Source organism: Arcicella sp. LKC2W (assembly GCF_034931005.1).
Classification (GTDB): Bacteria; Bacteroidota; Bacteroidia; order Cytophagales; family Spirosomataceae; genus Arcicella.
The window spans coordinates 137,192-152,811 of record NZ_JAYGIN010000015.1; the positions used below are offsets into that span (position 1 = coordinate 137,192).

Annotated in this window: 15 protein-coding genes; 4 read left to right on the forward strand and 11 right to left on the reverse strand. The window is 36.0% G+C overall.

Annotated features, from left to right (window positions below; all coding sequences use genetic code 11):
- Positions 1–115 precede the first annotated feature (115 nt).
- The 5 genes from VB796_RS13680 to bshA all read right to left on the reverse strand — a co-directional run bounded on the left by VB796_RS13680 (position 116) and on the right by bshA (position 4,303).
- Positions 116–766, reverse strand: coding sequence for a sterol desaturase family protein (locus VB796_RS13680; protein WP_323347121.1), 651 nt, complete (start codon positions 764–766; stop codon positions 116–118).
- A 203-nt stretch (positions 767–969) separates the two neighbouring features.
- Positions 970–2,253, reverse strand: a complete 1,284-nt coding sequence (locus VB796_RS13685) for an NAD(P)/FAD-dependent oxidoreductase (RefSeq protein ID WP_323347122.1) — start codon at positions 2,251–2,253, stop codon at positions 970–972.
- A 3-nt stretch (positions 2,254–2,256) separates the two neighbouring features.
- Positions 2,257–2,856, reverse strand: coding sequence for a hypothetical protein (locus VB796_RS13690; protein WP_323347123.1), 600 nt, complete (start codon positions 2,854–2,856; stop codon positions 2,257–2,259).
- Complete coding sequence (locus VB796_RS13695) at positions 2,857–3,078, reverse strand: hypothetical protein (RefSeq protein ID WP_323347124.1); 222 nt, start codon at positions 3,076–3,078, stop codon at positions 2,857–2,859.
- A 64-nt stretch (positions 3,079–3,142) separates the two neighbouring features.
- Complete coding sequence (gene bshA / locus VB796_RS13700; protein WP_323347125.1) at positions 3,143–4,303, reverse strand: N-acetyl-alpha-D-glucosaminyl L-malate synthase BshA; 1,161 nt, start codon at positions 4,301–4,303, stop codon at positions 3,143–3,145.
- 316 nt (positions 4,304–4,619) lie between these two features.
- Between bshA and VB796_RS13705 the strand changes: the two genes are divergently transcribed.
- The 4 genes from VB796_RS13705 (at position 4,620) to selD (ending at position 8,656) form a co-directional block, all read left to right on the forward strand.
- On the forward strand, positions 4,620–5,507 hold the full coding sequence (locus tag VB796_RS13705) for a geranylgeranylglycerol-phosphate geranylgeranyltransferase (protein ID WP_323347126.1): 888 nt from the start codon (positions 4,620–4,622) through the stop codon (positions 5,505–5,507).
- Positions 5,504–6,073 (forward strand): phosphoribosylglycinamide formyltransferase, encoded by a 570-nt coding sequence (locus VB796_RS13710; protein ID WP_323347127.1) that lies wholly within the window; start codon positions 5,504–5,506, stop codon positions 6,071–6,073. The genes VB796_RS13705 and VB796_RS13710 overlap by 4 nt, the downstream gene beginning before the upstream one ends.
- 373 nt (positions 6,074–6,446) lie before the next feature.
- On the forward strand, positions 6,447–7,499 hold the full coding sequence (gene mnmH, locus VB796_RS13715; RefSeq protein WP_323347128.1) for a tRNA 2-selenouridine(34) synthase MnmH: 1,053 nt from the start codon (positions 6,447–6,449) through the stop codon (positions 7,497–7,499).
- A gap of 116 nt (positions 7,500–7,615) precedes the next feature.
- Positions 7,616–8,656 (forward strand): selenide, water dikinase SelD, encoded by a 1,041-nt coding sequence (gene selD, locus VB796_RS13720; protein ID WP_323347129.1) that lies wholly within the window; start codon positions 7,616–7,618, stop codon positions 8,654–8,656.
- Positions 8,657–9,111: 455 nt separating this feature from the next.
- On the opposite strand, the gene VB796_RS13725 is transcribed toward selD, so the two are convergent.
- The 6 genes from VB796_RS13725 to VB796_RS13750 form a co-directional block, all read right to left on the reverse strand.
- Positions 9,112–10,365 (reverse strand): MFS transporter, encoded by a 1,254-nt coding sequence (locus VB796_RS13725; RefSeq protein WP_323347130.1) that lies wholly within the window; start codon positions 10,363–10,365, stop codon positions 9,112–9,114.
- A 123-nt stretch (positions 10,366–10,488) separates the two neighbouring features.
- Complete coding sequence (gene rodA, locus VB796_RS13730) at positions 10,489–11,778, reverse strand: rod shape-determining protein RodA (RefSeq protein ID WP_323347131.1); 1,290 nt, start codon at positions 11,776–11,778, stop codon at positions 10,489–10,491.
- Positions 11,779–11,874: 96 nt separating this feature from the next.
- A complete protein-coding gene (locus VB796_RS13735) occupies positions 11,875–13,866 on the reverse strand; it encodes a peptidoglycan D,D-transpeptidase FtsI family protein (protein WP_323347132.1) in 1,992 nt (663 codons plus the stop codon).
- A 74-nt stretch (positions 13,867–13,940) separates the two neighbouring features.
- Positions 13,941–14,435: a DinB family protein gene (locus VB796_RS13740; protein WP_323347133.1), complete on the reverse strand. Its 495-nt coding sequence runs from the start codon at positions 14,433–14,435 to the stop codon at positions 13,941–13,943.
- Between the two features lie 25 nt (positions 14,436–14,460).
- Positions 14,461–14,823: a DUF1304 domain-containing protein gene (locus VB796_RS13745; RefSeq protein ID WP_323347134.1), complete on the reverse strand. Its 363-nt coding sequence runs from the start codon at positions 14,821–14,823 to the stop codon at positions 14,461–14,463.
- Between the two features lie 341 nt (positions 14,824–15,164).
- Positions 15,165–15,371, reverse strand: a complete 207-nt coding sequence (locus VB796_RS13750; RefSeq protein WP_323347135.1) for an AtpZ/AtpI family protein — start codon at positions 15,369–15,371, stop codon at positions 15,165–15,167.
- Positions 15,372–15,620 lie beyond the last annotated feature (249 nt).

The following is a 15,620-nucleotide window of genomic DNA, read 5'->3' on the forward strand; positions in this document are numbered from 1 at the left end:
GACAGGTTGGAAACCTGTCCTACTAAATCTATCCAAAGATAAAATAAAAAACTCCACATGAAGCATTCTGCTATGTGGAGTTTAAAATCTATAACCTTTTCGGTAAATCTCTGACTTAAAGGTTTTCTGAAACTTTCGATTTATCCATCGTTGCCATCGTTCCGAAAATATAGTCCCAAAGTGGAGAAGATACTCCGAAAACCGCATTTCCGTCTTTGTAATGATGCACGGCATGATTAATCCACAATTGTTTCAAAAAGTTTTTGGGTGGAGCATAAGCGTGTACCGAATAATGTACCAATAAATAAGCCGCATATCCCCAAATAAAACCTGGAAAGAAAGCATAGGCAGATTCTCTCATCAATACAAAAAATATAGTAAAAAGCGTAATTGCAGCTACTGCCGCAAGAATTGGAGGCATTGCCAAACGAGTTTTATCTTTTGGATATTCGTGGTGAACCCCATGAGCTACGTATTGAAATTTCGCTCTTGCCTCCGTGGTTGGTTCGATGTGGTAAACACTACGATGAACCCAATATTCAACAAAAGTGAATGTGATTGCTCCCAAGACAAATAATCCGCCGATGGCAACATTCCCTAAGTTTGTGTGCGTAAAAGCATAATAGCCCAAAATTGCCCCTGAAATGAAAAACATTGATACAGGAACTGCAATATGGGTATGCGAAAGTCTTTCTAAAATCGGGTTATCAAACAACTGTTTTGTTCCGCTATTTTTAGGTCTTATCTTTTTTTGTGTTGCTTCCATAAAACTCTTTTACTCGTAGGTTTTAGCTTATTTATTTAGAGATTCCACTCTTGATGAAATTGTATTTATTTAATAAAAATTCAAGAATATATATCTTTTCATTGAATTATAACCACAAAGATACGGAATAAATTAATTTGAAGATTGGGGATTTGTAAAAAAAATAGCAATCGGCAATTAGCAGTTGTTGAATTATTGAAATGCTAACTCTTCGGTGACTTTGCTCTAATAATTAATCTCAAGGATTGGTCATAAGTGACATAATTCCAAAGCCAGTTGATAAAGATTAAAAGTCTATTTTTTACGCCCACAATCGCAATTAGGTGAACAAACATCCACGTCAACCAAGCGAAAAAGCCTTGAAAACGCCAAAAAGGCAAATCTACCACCGCTAAATTTCTTCCAACGGTAGCCATAGAGCCTAAATCTTTGTAAAAGAACTCAGTAAGTGTGTTTCCACGAATGAGTTTTCTCAGGTTTTTTGCTAACAATTTACCTTGTTGAATGGCAGGTTGAGCCACTTGTGGGTGTCCGTTCGGATATTTATCTTCCGTCATAAAAGCAACGTCGCCAAGTGCAAAAATGTTTTCATAACCTTCTACTTGATTATAGCGATTTACTTTCATGCGTCCGCCTCTTACCAAAACTTCAGGATTGATTCCTTCAATAGTATTTGCCTTTACACCTGCCGCCCAAACTAAATTATTGGTACGAATTGTCGTTCCGTCATTGATATAAACATATTTGCCGTCAAAATCAGTAACTCGTGTACTCAATCTTACATTAACGCCCAATTGTTCAAGATATTCTTTTGATTTTATCTGAGCGTTTTTTGACATTGGCCCTAACAATTCTGCTCCCGATTCAATGATGTGAATTTGCATCAAATCAAAGTCTAATTCGGGATAATCTTTTGGGAGAACGTGTATTTTCATTTCGGCTAATGTTCCAGAAACTTCCACGCCTGTTGGTCCTCCGCCTACAACAACGACATTCATCAGCCCAACTCTATCCTCTTGATTATCAGAAACTAACGCCTTTTCAAAGTTCTCTAAAAGTCTATTTCTCAAACCCAAAGCCTCTCCTACCGACTTCATTGGCAAGGCTTTTTCTTGAATATTTTTATTGCCAAAAAAGTTTGTATCCGCTCCAATTGCCATCACTAAATAGTCGTATTGTAATTCGCCCAAATCAGTTTCAATGGTGTTTGATTCCGTCATAATTTTCGTTACCGATGCCACCCGAACGTGAACATTTGGGTGATTATGAAACGCTAAACGAAGCGGGAACGAAATCGCAGAAGGTTCAAGTCCAGCGGTGGCAACCTGATAAAAAAGTGGTTGAAATTGGTGATAATTGTTTTTATCAATCAATACTACTTGAAAATCGCTATCTCCAGCAAGGCTCTGTGCAAGTTGCAAACCTCCGAAGCCCGCTCCGATAATGATAACTTTTTTCTGATTGGTTTGTGGAATATTTAATGGCATAATTTACATTCTGTTATTAATTGATGATTCAAGTTTTAATGTTTCTGGGGAAAGCACTTTGACCCAATTAACCAATTCTAAGTAAGTTGAAGGGAGATTATTATTTATTGGATAAACAATTTTCAGAGAATCAAACTCTACATTTATAAGTTGGATATTATGAATAAGACTTGCATTATTTTGGAGTAATGGAATCATATTTTTATACATCTGTTCAATAATATGAATTTTGACGGCATGACCTCCAAACTTTTCTCTCAGTATGGCTCTATCAATACAAAGTTGAATATTATCAGTATGAAAAAGTATTACTTCTATTTTATATTGATAGAATTTCTTTTTTACAAAACGCAGTAAATCATAGTGATTATCAAAACCAAGATTTAATTCAACACCAAAGTCTTGATTTTGATTTAACTGTTCTAAAATAAACTCATTAGCTTTTAAGTTTGAAAGCTCCTCATAGTCAACAGCACTCTTGTTTTTGAAATAAAGAAGAAGGCTATCATGATTAAGGATTTTTACAGTTGAAGGAACAAAATACTTTCCACTGGTACTTTTACCAATGCCTGGTGTACCTGCAACAATATAAATTTTGGGCATCTATCTTATTATTTCAATTGTACCATCTGCCATTTCTGCAACTACATGACCATTGTATGTATGAACTAAAGGCATATTAATAGCAAAAAGATTGGTACGAATTTTTCGATTTATTTCTTTCTCCCATTCTAAAAGTTCAATATGGGTCATTTCTGAAACATTTTTCGTCATTTCTCCTCGATAACCCGTAAAATTCACAATATTAAGTTCTTCTTTTTTCATGATTAATAACAAAAAATGGTTTCTATTCTTTCTTAAGATAATCACAGAACAGTTTTCCGTTCATCTACTTCTCAGCACAAATTTGCTCTGGAAACTTCCAACTGGTTGCGGTTATTTTTTCGTAATAACGCTCGTACAAAGGTAAAATATTTTCAATATCAAACTCTTTGGCTCTTTCGAGAGCATTGTGTTTAAATTGATTCAATTTTTCATCATCTTCCAATAGAGAAATTGCATTTTTTGCCATATCTTCTACATCTCCAATTTTAGAAACATATCCCGTAACGCCATGAATATTGACTTCTGGGATTCCACCTGCATCAGACGAAATAATGGGTACTTCGCAAGCCATGGCTTCTAAAGCTGCTAAACCAAAACTTTCCTTTTCGGAAGTCAACAAAAATAAATCTGCCAAAGAAAGTACCTCCTCAATAACGTCTAATTTACCCAAAAATCTAACATCTTGCTGTACGCCTAATTCACGACAAAGCATTTCAATACCTGTACGTTCTGGGCCATCACCCACAAGCAATAATTTACTCGGAATCTGCTGATTAACTTTATGAAAAACTTGTACAATGTCTTCTATCCGCTTCACTTTTCGGAAGTTTGAAGTGTGCATTAACAGTTTTTCACCATTTGGGCAAATGGCAATTTTGAAATGGTCTTTCCGTAATTTCTTGAACCGTTCTAAGTCAATAAAATTAGGAATTACTTCTATTTTATTCACAATTTCAAACTCTTCATAAGTTTCATTTTTCAAACTTTCAGAAACTGCCGTAACGCCGTCAGATTCATTAATTGAAAAAGTAACAACTGGTTCAAAAGATGGGTCTTTACCAACCAAAGTAATATCTGTACCGTGAAGAGTGGTGATAAATGGAATATGGATTCCTTTAGATTTTAGAATTTGTTTTGCCAAATAAGCCGCCGAAGCGTGTGGAATGGCATAGTGTACATGGAGCAAATCAAGTCGTTCATTAACAACTACATCTACAATTTTACTCGCCAGAGCCGACTCATAAGGTAAATATTGGAAAAGCGGATAAGACGAGATACTCACTTCATGGTAAAAGATATTTTCATTAAAAAAATCTAACCTTGACGGTTGAGAATACGTAATAAAATGCACTTGATGCCCCACTTTGGCGAGGGCTTTCCCTAACTCGGTGGCTACTACGCCACTACCGCCGTAGGTTGGATAACAAACAATTCCGATTTTCATTTATCAATATTCAATGTGGAAAGAAATAATGAGCGATTGTTAAGAGACTGTTCTTAATCAAGTGAAAAACTTAATCAGCAATCCTTTTCATAATTAGAACAAAGAAAATATAAAAATGTCTCACTCAGTAAAAGATTTTCTTTTTTGGGGGATTAAAAAGAGATAATTTTGGGATTAGAGATAATGGCACGCTGATAACGCAGATGTAAACAACGCAGATTTAAAGGATATTCTTTTCATCAAAATAGGAGTCAAAAATATTTTGATTTCATCTAAAGCTTTTTTTAAATCTGCGTTATCTGCGTACCAAAACAATATGAAAGAACCTCGAAAAATAACATATCTCCAAACCATACAAGGCTTTATTCGATTGATTCGCTGGCAGAATTTGGCGATTATTGTATTTACTCAATATTTTACAAGGTTTTTTTTAATTGAAGATAAACTACTGTCATTCAGCCACTTGATTGAAACTTTTAAAGAAAGAAATCTCTTTATCATTGCATTAGCAACAGTTTTGATTGCCGCTTCTGGTTATATTATCAATGATTATTACGATGTAAAAATTGATTTGGTCAATAAACCTGAAAGAGTTGTCATTGGAAGATACATCAAACGCCGTTGGGCTTTGGTGATTCATCAAATTTTTAATGGGTCAGGAATTTTATTGGGACTTTTAGTAAGTCGAAAAGTGGCTTTGGTGAATTTAGCAGCAGTTTTTTGTTTGTGGTTATATTCCAATCAACTGAAACGCTTGGCATTTTGGGGCAATTTAATGGTAGCCATTCTCACAGGATTTTCACTATTAGTATTAGCCGTTTATTATCCTGGACACCAACGAGAAGTTTGGATTTATGCTATATTCTCGTTTTTCATTACTTTAATCAGAGAAATAATTAAAGACATGGAAGACGTAAAAGGCGATGAAAAACACGGTTGCCGAACGCTACCCATCATCTGGGGAATTGCCCAAACCAAACTATTACTTTACTGCCTAATTGCCTGTTTTATTTCAACGCTTTTTATACTTGCCACGCAATTTCCGAATGATAGAATTGCATATATATTTTTATTAATGATGTTTCCTGTGGGATTTTTGACGTACAAATTGGTGTATGCCGACAAACCCCGAGACTTTTCTTTTTTGAGTAACGCCTGTAAAATTATAATGTTAATTGGCGTTTTGACGATGATTTTTGTATGAAAAACCTTGCCATTTTTGCATCTGGCTCAGGCTCTAATGCCGAGCGAATTGTTGAATATTTTGCTACCTCTCAGGAGGTTAACGTAAAATTATTCCTTTGTAATAATCCAGAAGCGGGCGTTATCCAACGTGCCGAAAAATTACAAATTCCTTTAGTGATGTTCGACCGCCCTGCTTTTAAGTCGGGGGCAGTCGTGAAAATTTTACAAGAAAATCAAATTGATTGGGTAATTTTAGCGGGTTTTCTTTGGCTTGTTCCCAAGAATGTTGTGGAAGCTTTCCCGAATAAAATTATCAATATTCACCCTGCTTTATTGCCAAAATTTGGCGGAAAGGGAATGTACGGGCATTTTGTGCATGAAGCCGTTGTGGAAAATAAAGAAACAGAATCGGGCATTACTATTCATTTTGTAAACGAACACTATGATGAAGGTGCGGTTATTTTTCAAGCCTCATATCCCGTTATTCCAACAGATACGCCCGAAGATGTAGCTGCCAAAGGACAAGTTTTGGAACATAAACATTTCCCAGAAGTGATTGAGAAAATTGTTTTAGAGAATAATTAGGTGCTGAAGTTTGGAGATTCATTCATAGAGATACAAATTATTAAAAAACGAAGGTCAAACTACTGAAATTCAAAATTTTATTCTCAATTATTCTCAAATTACTATTTCTTACAAATAATAATTTTTACTTTTACCATACACAAAAACAAACAAAAACATGGCAAAAGGTCAGAATGTACAAAAGAGTGTTAAGAAAGAACCTTTAAAAACCGCAAAGGAGAAAAAAGAAGAAAAGCGAGAGAAAAAATCAAAAAGAGATTAATCCAAAACACCATTATTTGGTGTTTTTTTGTTTGCGGATAAATTTTAACTTCAACTAAAAATAATACCACCACAATTTTTCAGTAACCAATAACTATTCACTCAAATACGCATGGCAATTCAAAAAATCAATATTGAAACATTTGCCCAAATGTCAAAAACTCATTTGGTTTTGGATGTCCGTAGTCCCAGCGAATACACCCATGCACATATTCCCTCGGCGGTGAGTTTTCCCTTATTTTCGGATGAGGAAAGGAAAATTGTCGGTACGGCTTACAAACAACAAAGTCGTGAAATTGCCATAAAAATCGGCTTAGATTACTTTGGCCCTAAAATGCGGACAATGGTTGAAGAAGCCGAACGCCTTACCAATGTTTCTGAAAATGAGCCTCATTCTTCCAAAAAAATATTGGTACACTGTTGGCGTGGAGGAATGCGAAGTGGCGGAGTAGCTTGGCTTTTAGACCTTTACGGGTTTCAGGTTTATATGCTTGAGGGTGGTTACAAAATATATCGCAACTGGATTATTCAACAATTTGAAAAAACTTATCATTTCAAAATCGTTGGTGGATATACAGGAAGCGGAAAAACCTTACTAATTCATCAGTTAGCCAAAAAAGAAAAATCTATTCTTGACTTGGAGGAAATAGCCAATCATAAAGGTTCAGCTTTAGGAGCAATCGGTTTGTCGCCACAACCGAGCCAAGAAATGTTTGAGAATTTATTGGGTGAAGCTTTAGCCAATATTTCAGATTCAGACAAACCTATTTTCTTGGAAGACGAAAGTCAGCGGATTGGAAATTTGCAAATTCCTTTATCATTATGGCAAAAAATGCAGGCGAGTAAAGTCTATTTTGTGGATATTCCATTTGAAGAACGTTTGGATTATCTGACCCAAGAATACGGTATTCATCCTCAACAAGAATTAGTAAGTGCCATTTTACGGATTCAAAAAAGATTGGGCGGACTTGAAACCAAAAATGCTATCAATTTTTTAATAGAAAATAATCACAAGGAAAGTTTTAGAATTCTATTAAAATACTACGACAAATGGTACGAAAAAGGGCTTTACAAACGAGAAAATGCTCAGGAAATCATCACAATAATTAAAGCAGAAAAAGTTGATACTGAACAAAATGTTCAACTTTTGATGAAAAACAGTTGAGAATAAATAGCACAGGAGTCCTTCCTGTGAATCGGACAAAACCGTTCACGGGAAAGATTTTCAGTGTTATTCATAAAAGCTCACGGGAAGGATTCCCGTGTTACTCATAAAATAAAATGGAACAAATAAAACTTACCCAATATTCACATGGTGCGGGCTGTGGTTGCAAAATTTCACCGCAAGTATTAGACATAATTCTCAAAGGAAATATCGCCATGCCCGATAATGACAAACTCATTGTGGGAAATCATAGCAAAGACGATGCGGCAGTTTTGGACATGGGTAACGGCACGGCACTGATTTCCACCACTGATTTTTTCATGCCAATTGTGGATGACCCTTTCAATTTTGGAAGAATCGCCTCTGCCAATGCCATCAGCGATGTCTATGCGATGGGTGGAAAACCTGTGCTTGCGATTGCTATTTTGGGTTGGCCTATCAATAAATTATCGCCCGAAATTGCCCAACAAGTCATTGATGGAAGTAGAAGTATTTGTAAAGAAGCAGGTATTTCTTTGGCAGGTGGGCATAGCATTGACTCGCCCGAACCCATTTTCGGCTTGGCAGTAAATGGCATCATTCCCATCGAAAACATCAAGCAAAATAATAAAGCTCAAGAAGGTGATATTTTGTTTTTGACTAAACCTTTGGGCGTAGGAATTTTGACAACCGCAGAAAAAAAATCACTCCTCAAAGAAGCAGATAAAGACCTTGCCGCCAATCAAATGATGCAATTGAATATAGTGGGCGAAGCATTGGGGAAATTGACGGCTGTAACCGCCATGACTGACGTAACGGGTTTTGGATTGTTGGGACATTTAACTGAAATGTCCGAAGGGAGCAATTTAAGTGCCGTTATCAATTTTGAGAACGTTCCACTTATCACCCCTGATATTTTTGAGTACATCGCTCAAGGGTCGGTTCCAGGCGGAACAAACAGAAACAGAGATAGTTACGGACATAAAATTGATACAATTACCGAACAACAATGGGCTATTTTAGCCGACCCACAAACAAGTGGCGGTTTACTAATTGCAGTCAATAAAGATAAAACTCAAGAAGTTATTGATGTTTTGAAAGCGAATGGTTTGGAAGGATTTATTAAACCAATTGGGTATTTGACGAGTAAAAAAGAAAAGGTTGTTTCAGTTATTTAGGAACTTGTATTTTCAACTTAACATGAGTCATCCCGAATATTAAAATCGTAAAAAAGCGGTCAAAATTAGGTTTTTGACCGCTTTTTTACGGTTGATGGGACACAGAATTCCTACTGTTTGAGCGTAGCGAGTTTAGGAATTCTTGAATTTTTTGTTACTTTTTGTTTCAGGACAAAAAGTAAGGACGAGAATAAGTACAAAAACTTGTGAATTATCAAAAAGTCCCTAATTCAAACGGAACTATCTACAATTTGTCGCAGAATAAAATTAGCCCACAGATTGTACTGATTCAACGGATTTACACGGATAAATTTAAAGAAAAATCAGTGTAAATCTGTTTTATCTGTTTTATCCGTGGGCTAATTTTGTCTTGCGACAAATAGTAGATAATTCCGAATTCAAAAGAAAAATTCGGGATGACTCATGTTGAATAGTCCCTAATTTCATGAAGTTTTCTACTCGATATAATCCAAATCCTTCGAGAAAGTTTCTTCTATTTTATACGTTGCCCACAAGGCAGCTCCGTAGCAAATTACACCCACAATCATAGCCGCATTAACAAGTCCAAAAGAAGGAATGAGGGCTTTGAAACCAACCGTAATGGGAATCAATGCACCCCTCACAAAATTGGGAACGGTAGTTGTTGCCGTTGCTCGAATATTAGTACCAAATTGTTCTGAAGCCATCGTTACAAAAACTGCCCAAAAACCTCCACCAAAACCTAAAACAAAACAAAGAATATAGAAAACAGTGGATGATAAACCGCTAACGTTCAGATATATAATGGTAGAAACAATGGCAAAACCTACAAAAATATAGACTGTTTTCTTTCTACTTTTTAATACTTGACTTACCCAACCACTCAAAAAATCGCCAACAGAAAGTCCTGAATAACAAAAAATGATGGTTTTTCCACCCGTAATTTCTCCCTGTACATTCAATACTTTACTCATTTCGGGAGCAGTCAAAATCAAAATTCCAACGATGTACCAAACGGGTAAACCAATCAGAATACAGTAAAAATATTTCACGAATCGCTCACGGTTTGAGAAAAGACTTAGCATATTTCCTTTCTCTACATTTGCTTCTACATTCTGAAAAAGCACCGATTCAAACGTTCCAAAACGTAAAATCAATAAGAAAAGTCCCATGCCTCCACCAATAAAATAGCAAGTTCTCCACCATTCGGGGTCTTGACTTGCCCCACCAACTATCGCTGCCGTAACAGCTCCTAATGCTCCTGTACCTGCAATAACTAAGGCTCCAAATCCTCTTTTTTCTTTCGGTAAAGTTTCGTTTACGAGCGTAATTCCTGCTCCTAATTCTCCTGCCAAACCAACTCCTGCTATAAATCGAAGGATTCCGTATTGGGTGATTGCGTCTAAAAATGAAGTATTTTGTACAAATCCATTCAGAACATTGGCGGTAGAATACATCAAAATTGAACCAAATAATACCGATTTACGTCCTTTTTTATCACCCAAAATTCCCCATAAAATTCCACCAATCAGCATTCCTGCCATTTGAATATTGAATAAAGAAAGCCCTTCTGATAATTGTTGTGCTTTGTTTAAACCCAAACTAACAAGGCTCGGATTACGAACAACCCCAAAAAGAATGAGGTCATAAACATCCACAAAGTAGCCCAATGCAGCTACGGCAATCAGAATTTTGGCATTTTTTGAGATTGAGGTATCTGTTGTAGTCATTTTGGAAATTGTATGTTAGGTATTGACGATTAAACCTTTGTTTGAACCATGATTAGTATGATTAAGTAATTTCAAGATTAACAATTTATTCGTAAATCGTAATTCAAAAAATCTACATTCTCACTACCATCTTGATAAAACTTGAGAACGGTGTGCGTCAATTTTCAGAAAAATAAATAATAGAATCGAGAACGACCAAAGCGACGAACCTCCATAGCTAAAGAAAGGCAAAGGAATTCCAATAACGGGCATCAAACCGATGGTCATACCAATATTGACCATAAAGTGGAAAAACAAAATCGATACTACCCCGTAACCATAGACTCGGGCAAATCGGGATTTTTGTCGCTCCGCTAAATAAATCACCCTCAATAATAAGCTCAGAAACAAGCCTACAACTAATAAACTTCCTGCAAAACCTTCTTCTTCGCCAACAGTACAGAAAATAAAATCGGTACTTTGTTCGGGTACGAAGTCAAATTTTGTTTGTGTTCCTTGTAAATATCCTTTGCCAATTAATCCGCCAGAACCAATTGCAATTTTTGCTTGACGAACATTATAACCTGTTCTTTTACGGTCAAAATCAGGGTCAATTAATACTTTTATACGGTTTCGTTGATGTTCTTGGAGAACATTATTGATTGCCCAATCTACCCCCGTAGCAAAAACACCCATTGCAAAAGCCACTCCGATTATCATCAAGATATTCCGAGTTTTACGTTCATAACGGGGTAAAATCCAAATAATTAAGCCTGATAAAACGGCTAAACCAATAAATATTTGCGAAGAAGAATAAATCAATGACAGAACAAATAATATAATAATACTCAGAAATGATGCTGGATAAACCCCAGGAAGACCTTCTCTGTATAATAAAACCATGAATGAAGCAAAAACCAATGCAACTCCCGTTTCATGCGAAAGTAAAATCAGAATGGGTGGAATCAAGATGATTAAAGCAACATTGAATTGGTCTTTGAAACGAGATAAATTGACCATTGGCGTACTCACGTATTTTGCTAAAGCCAAAGCCGTTGCCATTTTAGCAAACTCGGCGGGTTGTATTTGAAAACCACCAATCCGAATCCATGAGTGCGAACCTTTAATCTCAGCACCAATCACAAAAACGGAAATTAGCATGAAAATAAAGAAACCATAAATAAAAAATGCGGTGGTTTCGTAAAAACGGTAATCAATTACCAGAATGGCGATTATCAGTAAAACGGTTGTGCCAATCCAGATAAGTTGTTTACCTGCATTGGTATCGAAAAAGCCAGCATCACCAATCCACATCGGATTTTCAGGATTGTAAATCGCTGCATATATATTTGCCCAACCCATTATCACACACACGATGAAAAGAAGGACGGTAATCCAATCTAAATTTTTTGATATTTTTTCTTGTCTTGCCATTATTTTAGTGATTAGTGATTGGGAATTAGAAATCAGTAATTGGTCGTCTCAAGGGTTTGAGCATAACCAATTTCTAATAACCAATAACTATTTCCTTTACCTCTTCGGTTTCATCGGAATTTTAAATGTATTTGGTTTTTCTGCCCCAATTAGTGGTAATGATTGTGGCGTTGTCAGGAACAATTCTTCATCTACTTTTTTCACAACACTGTCTTTTTTAGCAGATGGATTTTTAGAATTATCTGATTTTGGAGTAGTTCTAATAATATTAATTGGATAGCCTTTATTCATCCATTTTGTTTCAATTGCTTTTCTGTCAGAGTGTCCTTTGATGTATTTTTCAATACATAAAGAAGCAATTGGAGCAGCATGGGCTCCACCAGAACCCGCATTTTCTACAAAAACGGCAATGGCAATTGTGGGATTGACTTTCGGAGCAAAAGCAATAAAAATGGAGTGGTTTTCACCGTGTCGGTTTTGTGACGTTCCCGTTTTTCCGCACATCTGAATATCACTCATTCGTCCATCTCCCGAAACCGTACCATTATTAACTGCCGCAACCATTCCACCAATAACGGTTTCAAAATGACGACGTTCAATGCCTACGGATATTTTTTCTTTATATTTTTCATCAACATCGCCAATTTTACCAACGCCCTTTACCAAATGTGGACGGATATACCAACCTCTATTTGCTACAATGGCTGCAACATTTGCCATTTTTAGAGGATTTACGATAATTTCACCTTCTCCAATACTGTTACTGGCAATATTTGAAAACTTCCAACGCAATTCTCCTTTGTACATTTTATCGTAATAAGGTACGTCTGGCAATTTTCCTTTTTTCTCATTCGGAAGGTCAATTTCTAACGATTGCCCAATACCAAACTTCGCTACCATTTCATCCCATTTAGCTAAACCTACCGCTGATTTTTTAAATACATTGGATTCGCTATTTTTATAAATCATTCGCTTGTAAGTCTGATAAAAATATGGATTACAAGAATATTGAATGGCTTTTTGCACATCACTCGCAACGGGGTGATTATGGCTACAATTTATCGGAGAACCTCCATGTCCAAAACCTGTACCTGGAGAAATTGCCCCCATTTGTAGAGCAACTAAGGCTTGAATAATCTTAAATGTTGAACCTGGACGATAATACGCACTTGGCGGACGATTAAGAAGTGGATGTAATGGATTGAGATTTAAGGTTTGAAAATACTTTGAATATGTTCTGCCCGATAATAAACTTGGGTCATACGTCGGAGCTGACACCATTGCCAAAACTTCACCTGTTGATGGTTCAATTGCCACCACACTACCAACTTTATGTTGCATCAAACTATCTGCATAAGCTTGTAAATTGATGTCGATGGATGTCATTAGGTTTTTTCCTGCAATGGGTTCTTTGTCAAAAGCTCCATTCTTGAATGCCCCTTTTTCAACTCCCCTACTGTTTACCATCATGTATTTGATGCCTCTTTCTCCTCTTAGTTGTTCTTCATATTGACGTTCTAAGCCTGTAACGCCTACATAATCACCTTGTCGGTAATATCCTTCGCCAGTTTCTTCTTGTTTCAATAGTCGTTCTGGACTGATTTCACCTACATAACCCAAAGCATTTGCCATCGCTTTTGAGTCATAAGTACGTAAAGCACTTACCTGAAAATCAAATCCAGGATAATCAACCATTGCATCTTGCACACGAGCATAATCTTGCCGAGAAAGCTGACGTAACATCAATGACGGACGAACGGGCGAGTAAATTCTGGCAAGATGGGTAAGGCTGTCAAACTCGGGACGAGTAATGCCAAACATTTCGCAGAAACGAAGTGTATCCGCCACTTTTGCTTTTTTGGGCGTAACATACAAATCATAAACAACTGTATTGCTTACAATCAGTTTTTTATTACGGTCATAAACCAAACCTCGAAAAGGTACTTGAATTAACTTTCGGATGGCATTATTTTCTGCATCAAGTTTATACGTTTCGTCGATGACTTGTAAATAGAATAATCTGCTAACGTAAATCAACGCTATCAGAATAAAAAAACCTTGAATAAATCGTTTTCTAATCTCTTCCATTGGGGAATGAGTGATTGGGTAAAGGATGGATGAGTTATAATTATTTTAAAGAACAATACTATTTTTACGCTGACCTAACTAAATTTTCTATAATAGCCAATCATATCAGTTGAGCCAACATTGGTAAAACCAACTTGACGAAGGCTCTGTACTATTTGTCCACGATGATACGTAGAATGATTAAAAACATGAACTAAAGCTTGGTATCTTGGCATGAAATGCGGTGTTCCGTCTCGGGTAGTAAAAGCAAACTTTTCTAATAAATCTTCCTCAGACGTATGTTCGATATATTGCTTAAAGTTTTGAGAATATTTCTTCCAAATTTCTATCAGTTCAGTTCTATCTCCTTTGAAAGTGAAACCTAACCATTCTTGGACATTATCGTCTAACCTTTCATACCAAATTTTTTCGGCAGCGGCAATGTGCAATGCGGTTTCTTGAATATTGTTAAAACTTCCGCCTACAAACTGTATAAATTGTTCCTCGCTTATTTGCAAGAGCCAATCACAAATAAGATTATTAGCCCAAATATTGTAATCGGCTAATTCAATGAGGTATTTTTTGTTCATTTCAATTAAAAATTAATTTTGAATCTTATCTCAACAACGTCAAAGCCAAAGCAATAATTGCGGGCATTGCTTGCGTAAAAAATATAGATTTTTGAGCCGTTAAAGCACCGTAAATTCCTGCAACGATGATACACCCCAAAAAGAAACAAGCTACATTAACGCTCCATTGCGAGTCCGTAATCAGCAATGACCAAACCAAACCTGCTCCCAAAAAGCCATTATATAATCCTTGATTTGCCGCCAAACTTTTGGTTGGTACAAATAAATCTTTTGGAAAACCTTTAAATATTTTTGGACCTTTGGTCGTCCAAGCAAACATTTCTATGTACAAAATGTAAAAAGCCTCTAAGGCAACTAATCCAATAGCGATTTCAGATATTATTTTCATTTTTTTAGGGATTGAGATTGTTTAAATAAGCGAAAAAGCGATTTGCGAAAAGCGAGAAAACTTTACCTCCTCAGTATTTAGTACACTGTTTAATAAGTTATCTGAATAATTTTCATCCTAAAATGTTTGATTGGAGAACTTCCCGAAAGTGTTAGAACTTTCGGGAAGTTGAAATAACTTATTAAACAGTGCATTTAGTAGTTCATATCATTTGTTTTTATAAATCTAATTCACTCAAAAATCAGGGTATATTAGGGGTTTTATACTTACTCATAAACCCTTCACTCATAAACTCTTAACTCATAAACTCCTCACTCATAAACCCTTCACACATAAACTCCTCACTCCTTCGGTAAACCTTTGATAAATAAGTACATTCCTGCAAAAATGAAAAACAACGAACACCCAACCGTAAACCACGGCGTTTGCATTTTGAATTTTTCATCCAGCCAAGTTCCCAGATATACCCCAATGACAATCGTCACGAGCATCTGCATTCCTGCTCCTGCGTAACGTGCATATTTATTGGGAGTGTTTTTTTGTTCCATTTTACAAAAATAAACCTTTGTAAGCACAATAGAAATATTAGACAAGATAGTTTTTATAAGAATTATTTTCAGCAGAGAAATGAAGGTAAAAAACCATATATTTTGCCCTGATTGTTTAATTTTCAGTCAATTATAAACTTGAAAGTGAATTCTTATTCCTTTGGCATGGAAACTGATACTATTTTTGTGTAAAATTGCGTTTTCAAATTACGGTTAGTTTTCCGTTTTCCCTTTGTGCCTCTGTGCGTC

What these genes read in the sequence shown, in the direction of transcription:
- VB796_RS13680 (WP_323347121.1), bottom strand. Translation starts at nt 766, where the DNA reads ATGGAAGCAACACAAAAAAAGATAAGACCTAAAAATAGCGGAACAAAA.
- VB796_RS13735 (WP_323347132.1), bottom strand. Translation starts at nt 13,866, where the DNA reads ATGGAAGAGATTAGAAAACGATTTATTCAAGGTTTTTTTATTCTGATA.
- selD (WP_323347129.1), top strand. Translation starts at nt 7,616, where the DNA reads ATGGAACAAATAAAACTTACCCAATATTCACATGGTGCGGGCTGTGGT.
- mnmH (WP_323347128.1), top strand. Translation starts at nt 6,447, where the DNA reads ATGGCAATTCAAAAAATCAATATTGAAACATTTGCCCAAATGTCAAAA.
- bshA (WP_323347125.1), bottom strand. Translation starts at nt 4,303, where the DNA reads ATGAAAATCGGAATTGTTTGTTATCCAACCTACGGCGGTAGTGGCGTA.
- VB796_RS13695 (WP_323347124.1), bottom strand. Translation starts at nt 3,078, where the DNA reads ATGAAAAAAGAAGAACTTAATATTGTGAATTTTACGGGTTATCGAGGA.
- VB796_RS13690 (WP_323347123.1), bottom strand. Translation starts at nt 2,856, where the DNA reads ATGCCCAAAATTTATATTGTTGCAGGTACACCAGGCATTGGTAAAAGT.
- VB796_RS13685 (WP_323347122.1), bottom strand. Translation starts at nt 2,253, where the DNA reads ATGCCATTAAATATTCCACAAACCAATCAGAAAAAAGTTATCATTATC.
- rodA (WP_323347131.1), bottom strand. Translation starts at nt 11,778, where the DNA reads ATGGCAAGACAAGAAAAAATATCAAAAAATTTAGATTGGATTACCGTC.
- VB796_RS13710 (WP_323347127.1), top strand. Translation starts at nt 5,504, where the DNA reads ATGAAAAACCTTGCCATTTTTGCATCTGGCTCAGGCTCTAATGCCGAG.
- VB796_RS13705 (WP_323347126.1), top strand. Translation starts at nt 4,620, where the DNA reads ATGAAAGAACCTCGAAAAATAACATATCTCCAAACCATACAAGGCTTT.
- VB796_RS13750 (WP_323347135.1), bottom strand. Translation starts at nt 15,371, where the DNA reads ATGGAACAAAAAAACACTCCCAATAAATATGCACGTTACGCAGGAGCA.
- VB796_RS13725 (WP_323347130.1), bottom strand. Translation starts at nt 10,365, where the DNA reads ATGACTACAACAGATACCTCAATCTCAAAAAATGCCAAAATTCTGATT.
- VB796_RS13740 (WP_323347133.1), bottom strand. Translation starts at nt 14,435, where the DNA reads ATGAACAAAAAATACCTCATTGAATTAGCCGATTACAATATTTGGGCT.
- VB796_RS13745 (WP_323347134.1), bottom strand. Translation starts at nt 14,823, where the DNA reads ATGAAAATAATATCTGAAATCGCTATTGGATTAGTTGCCTTAGAGGCT.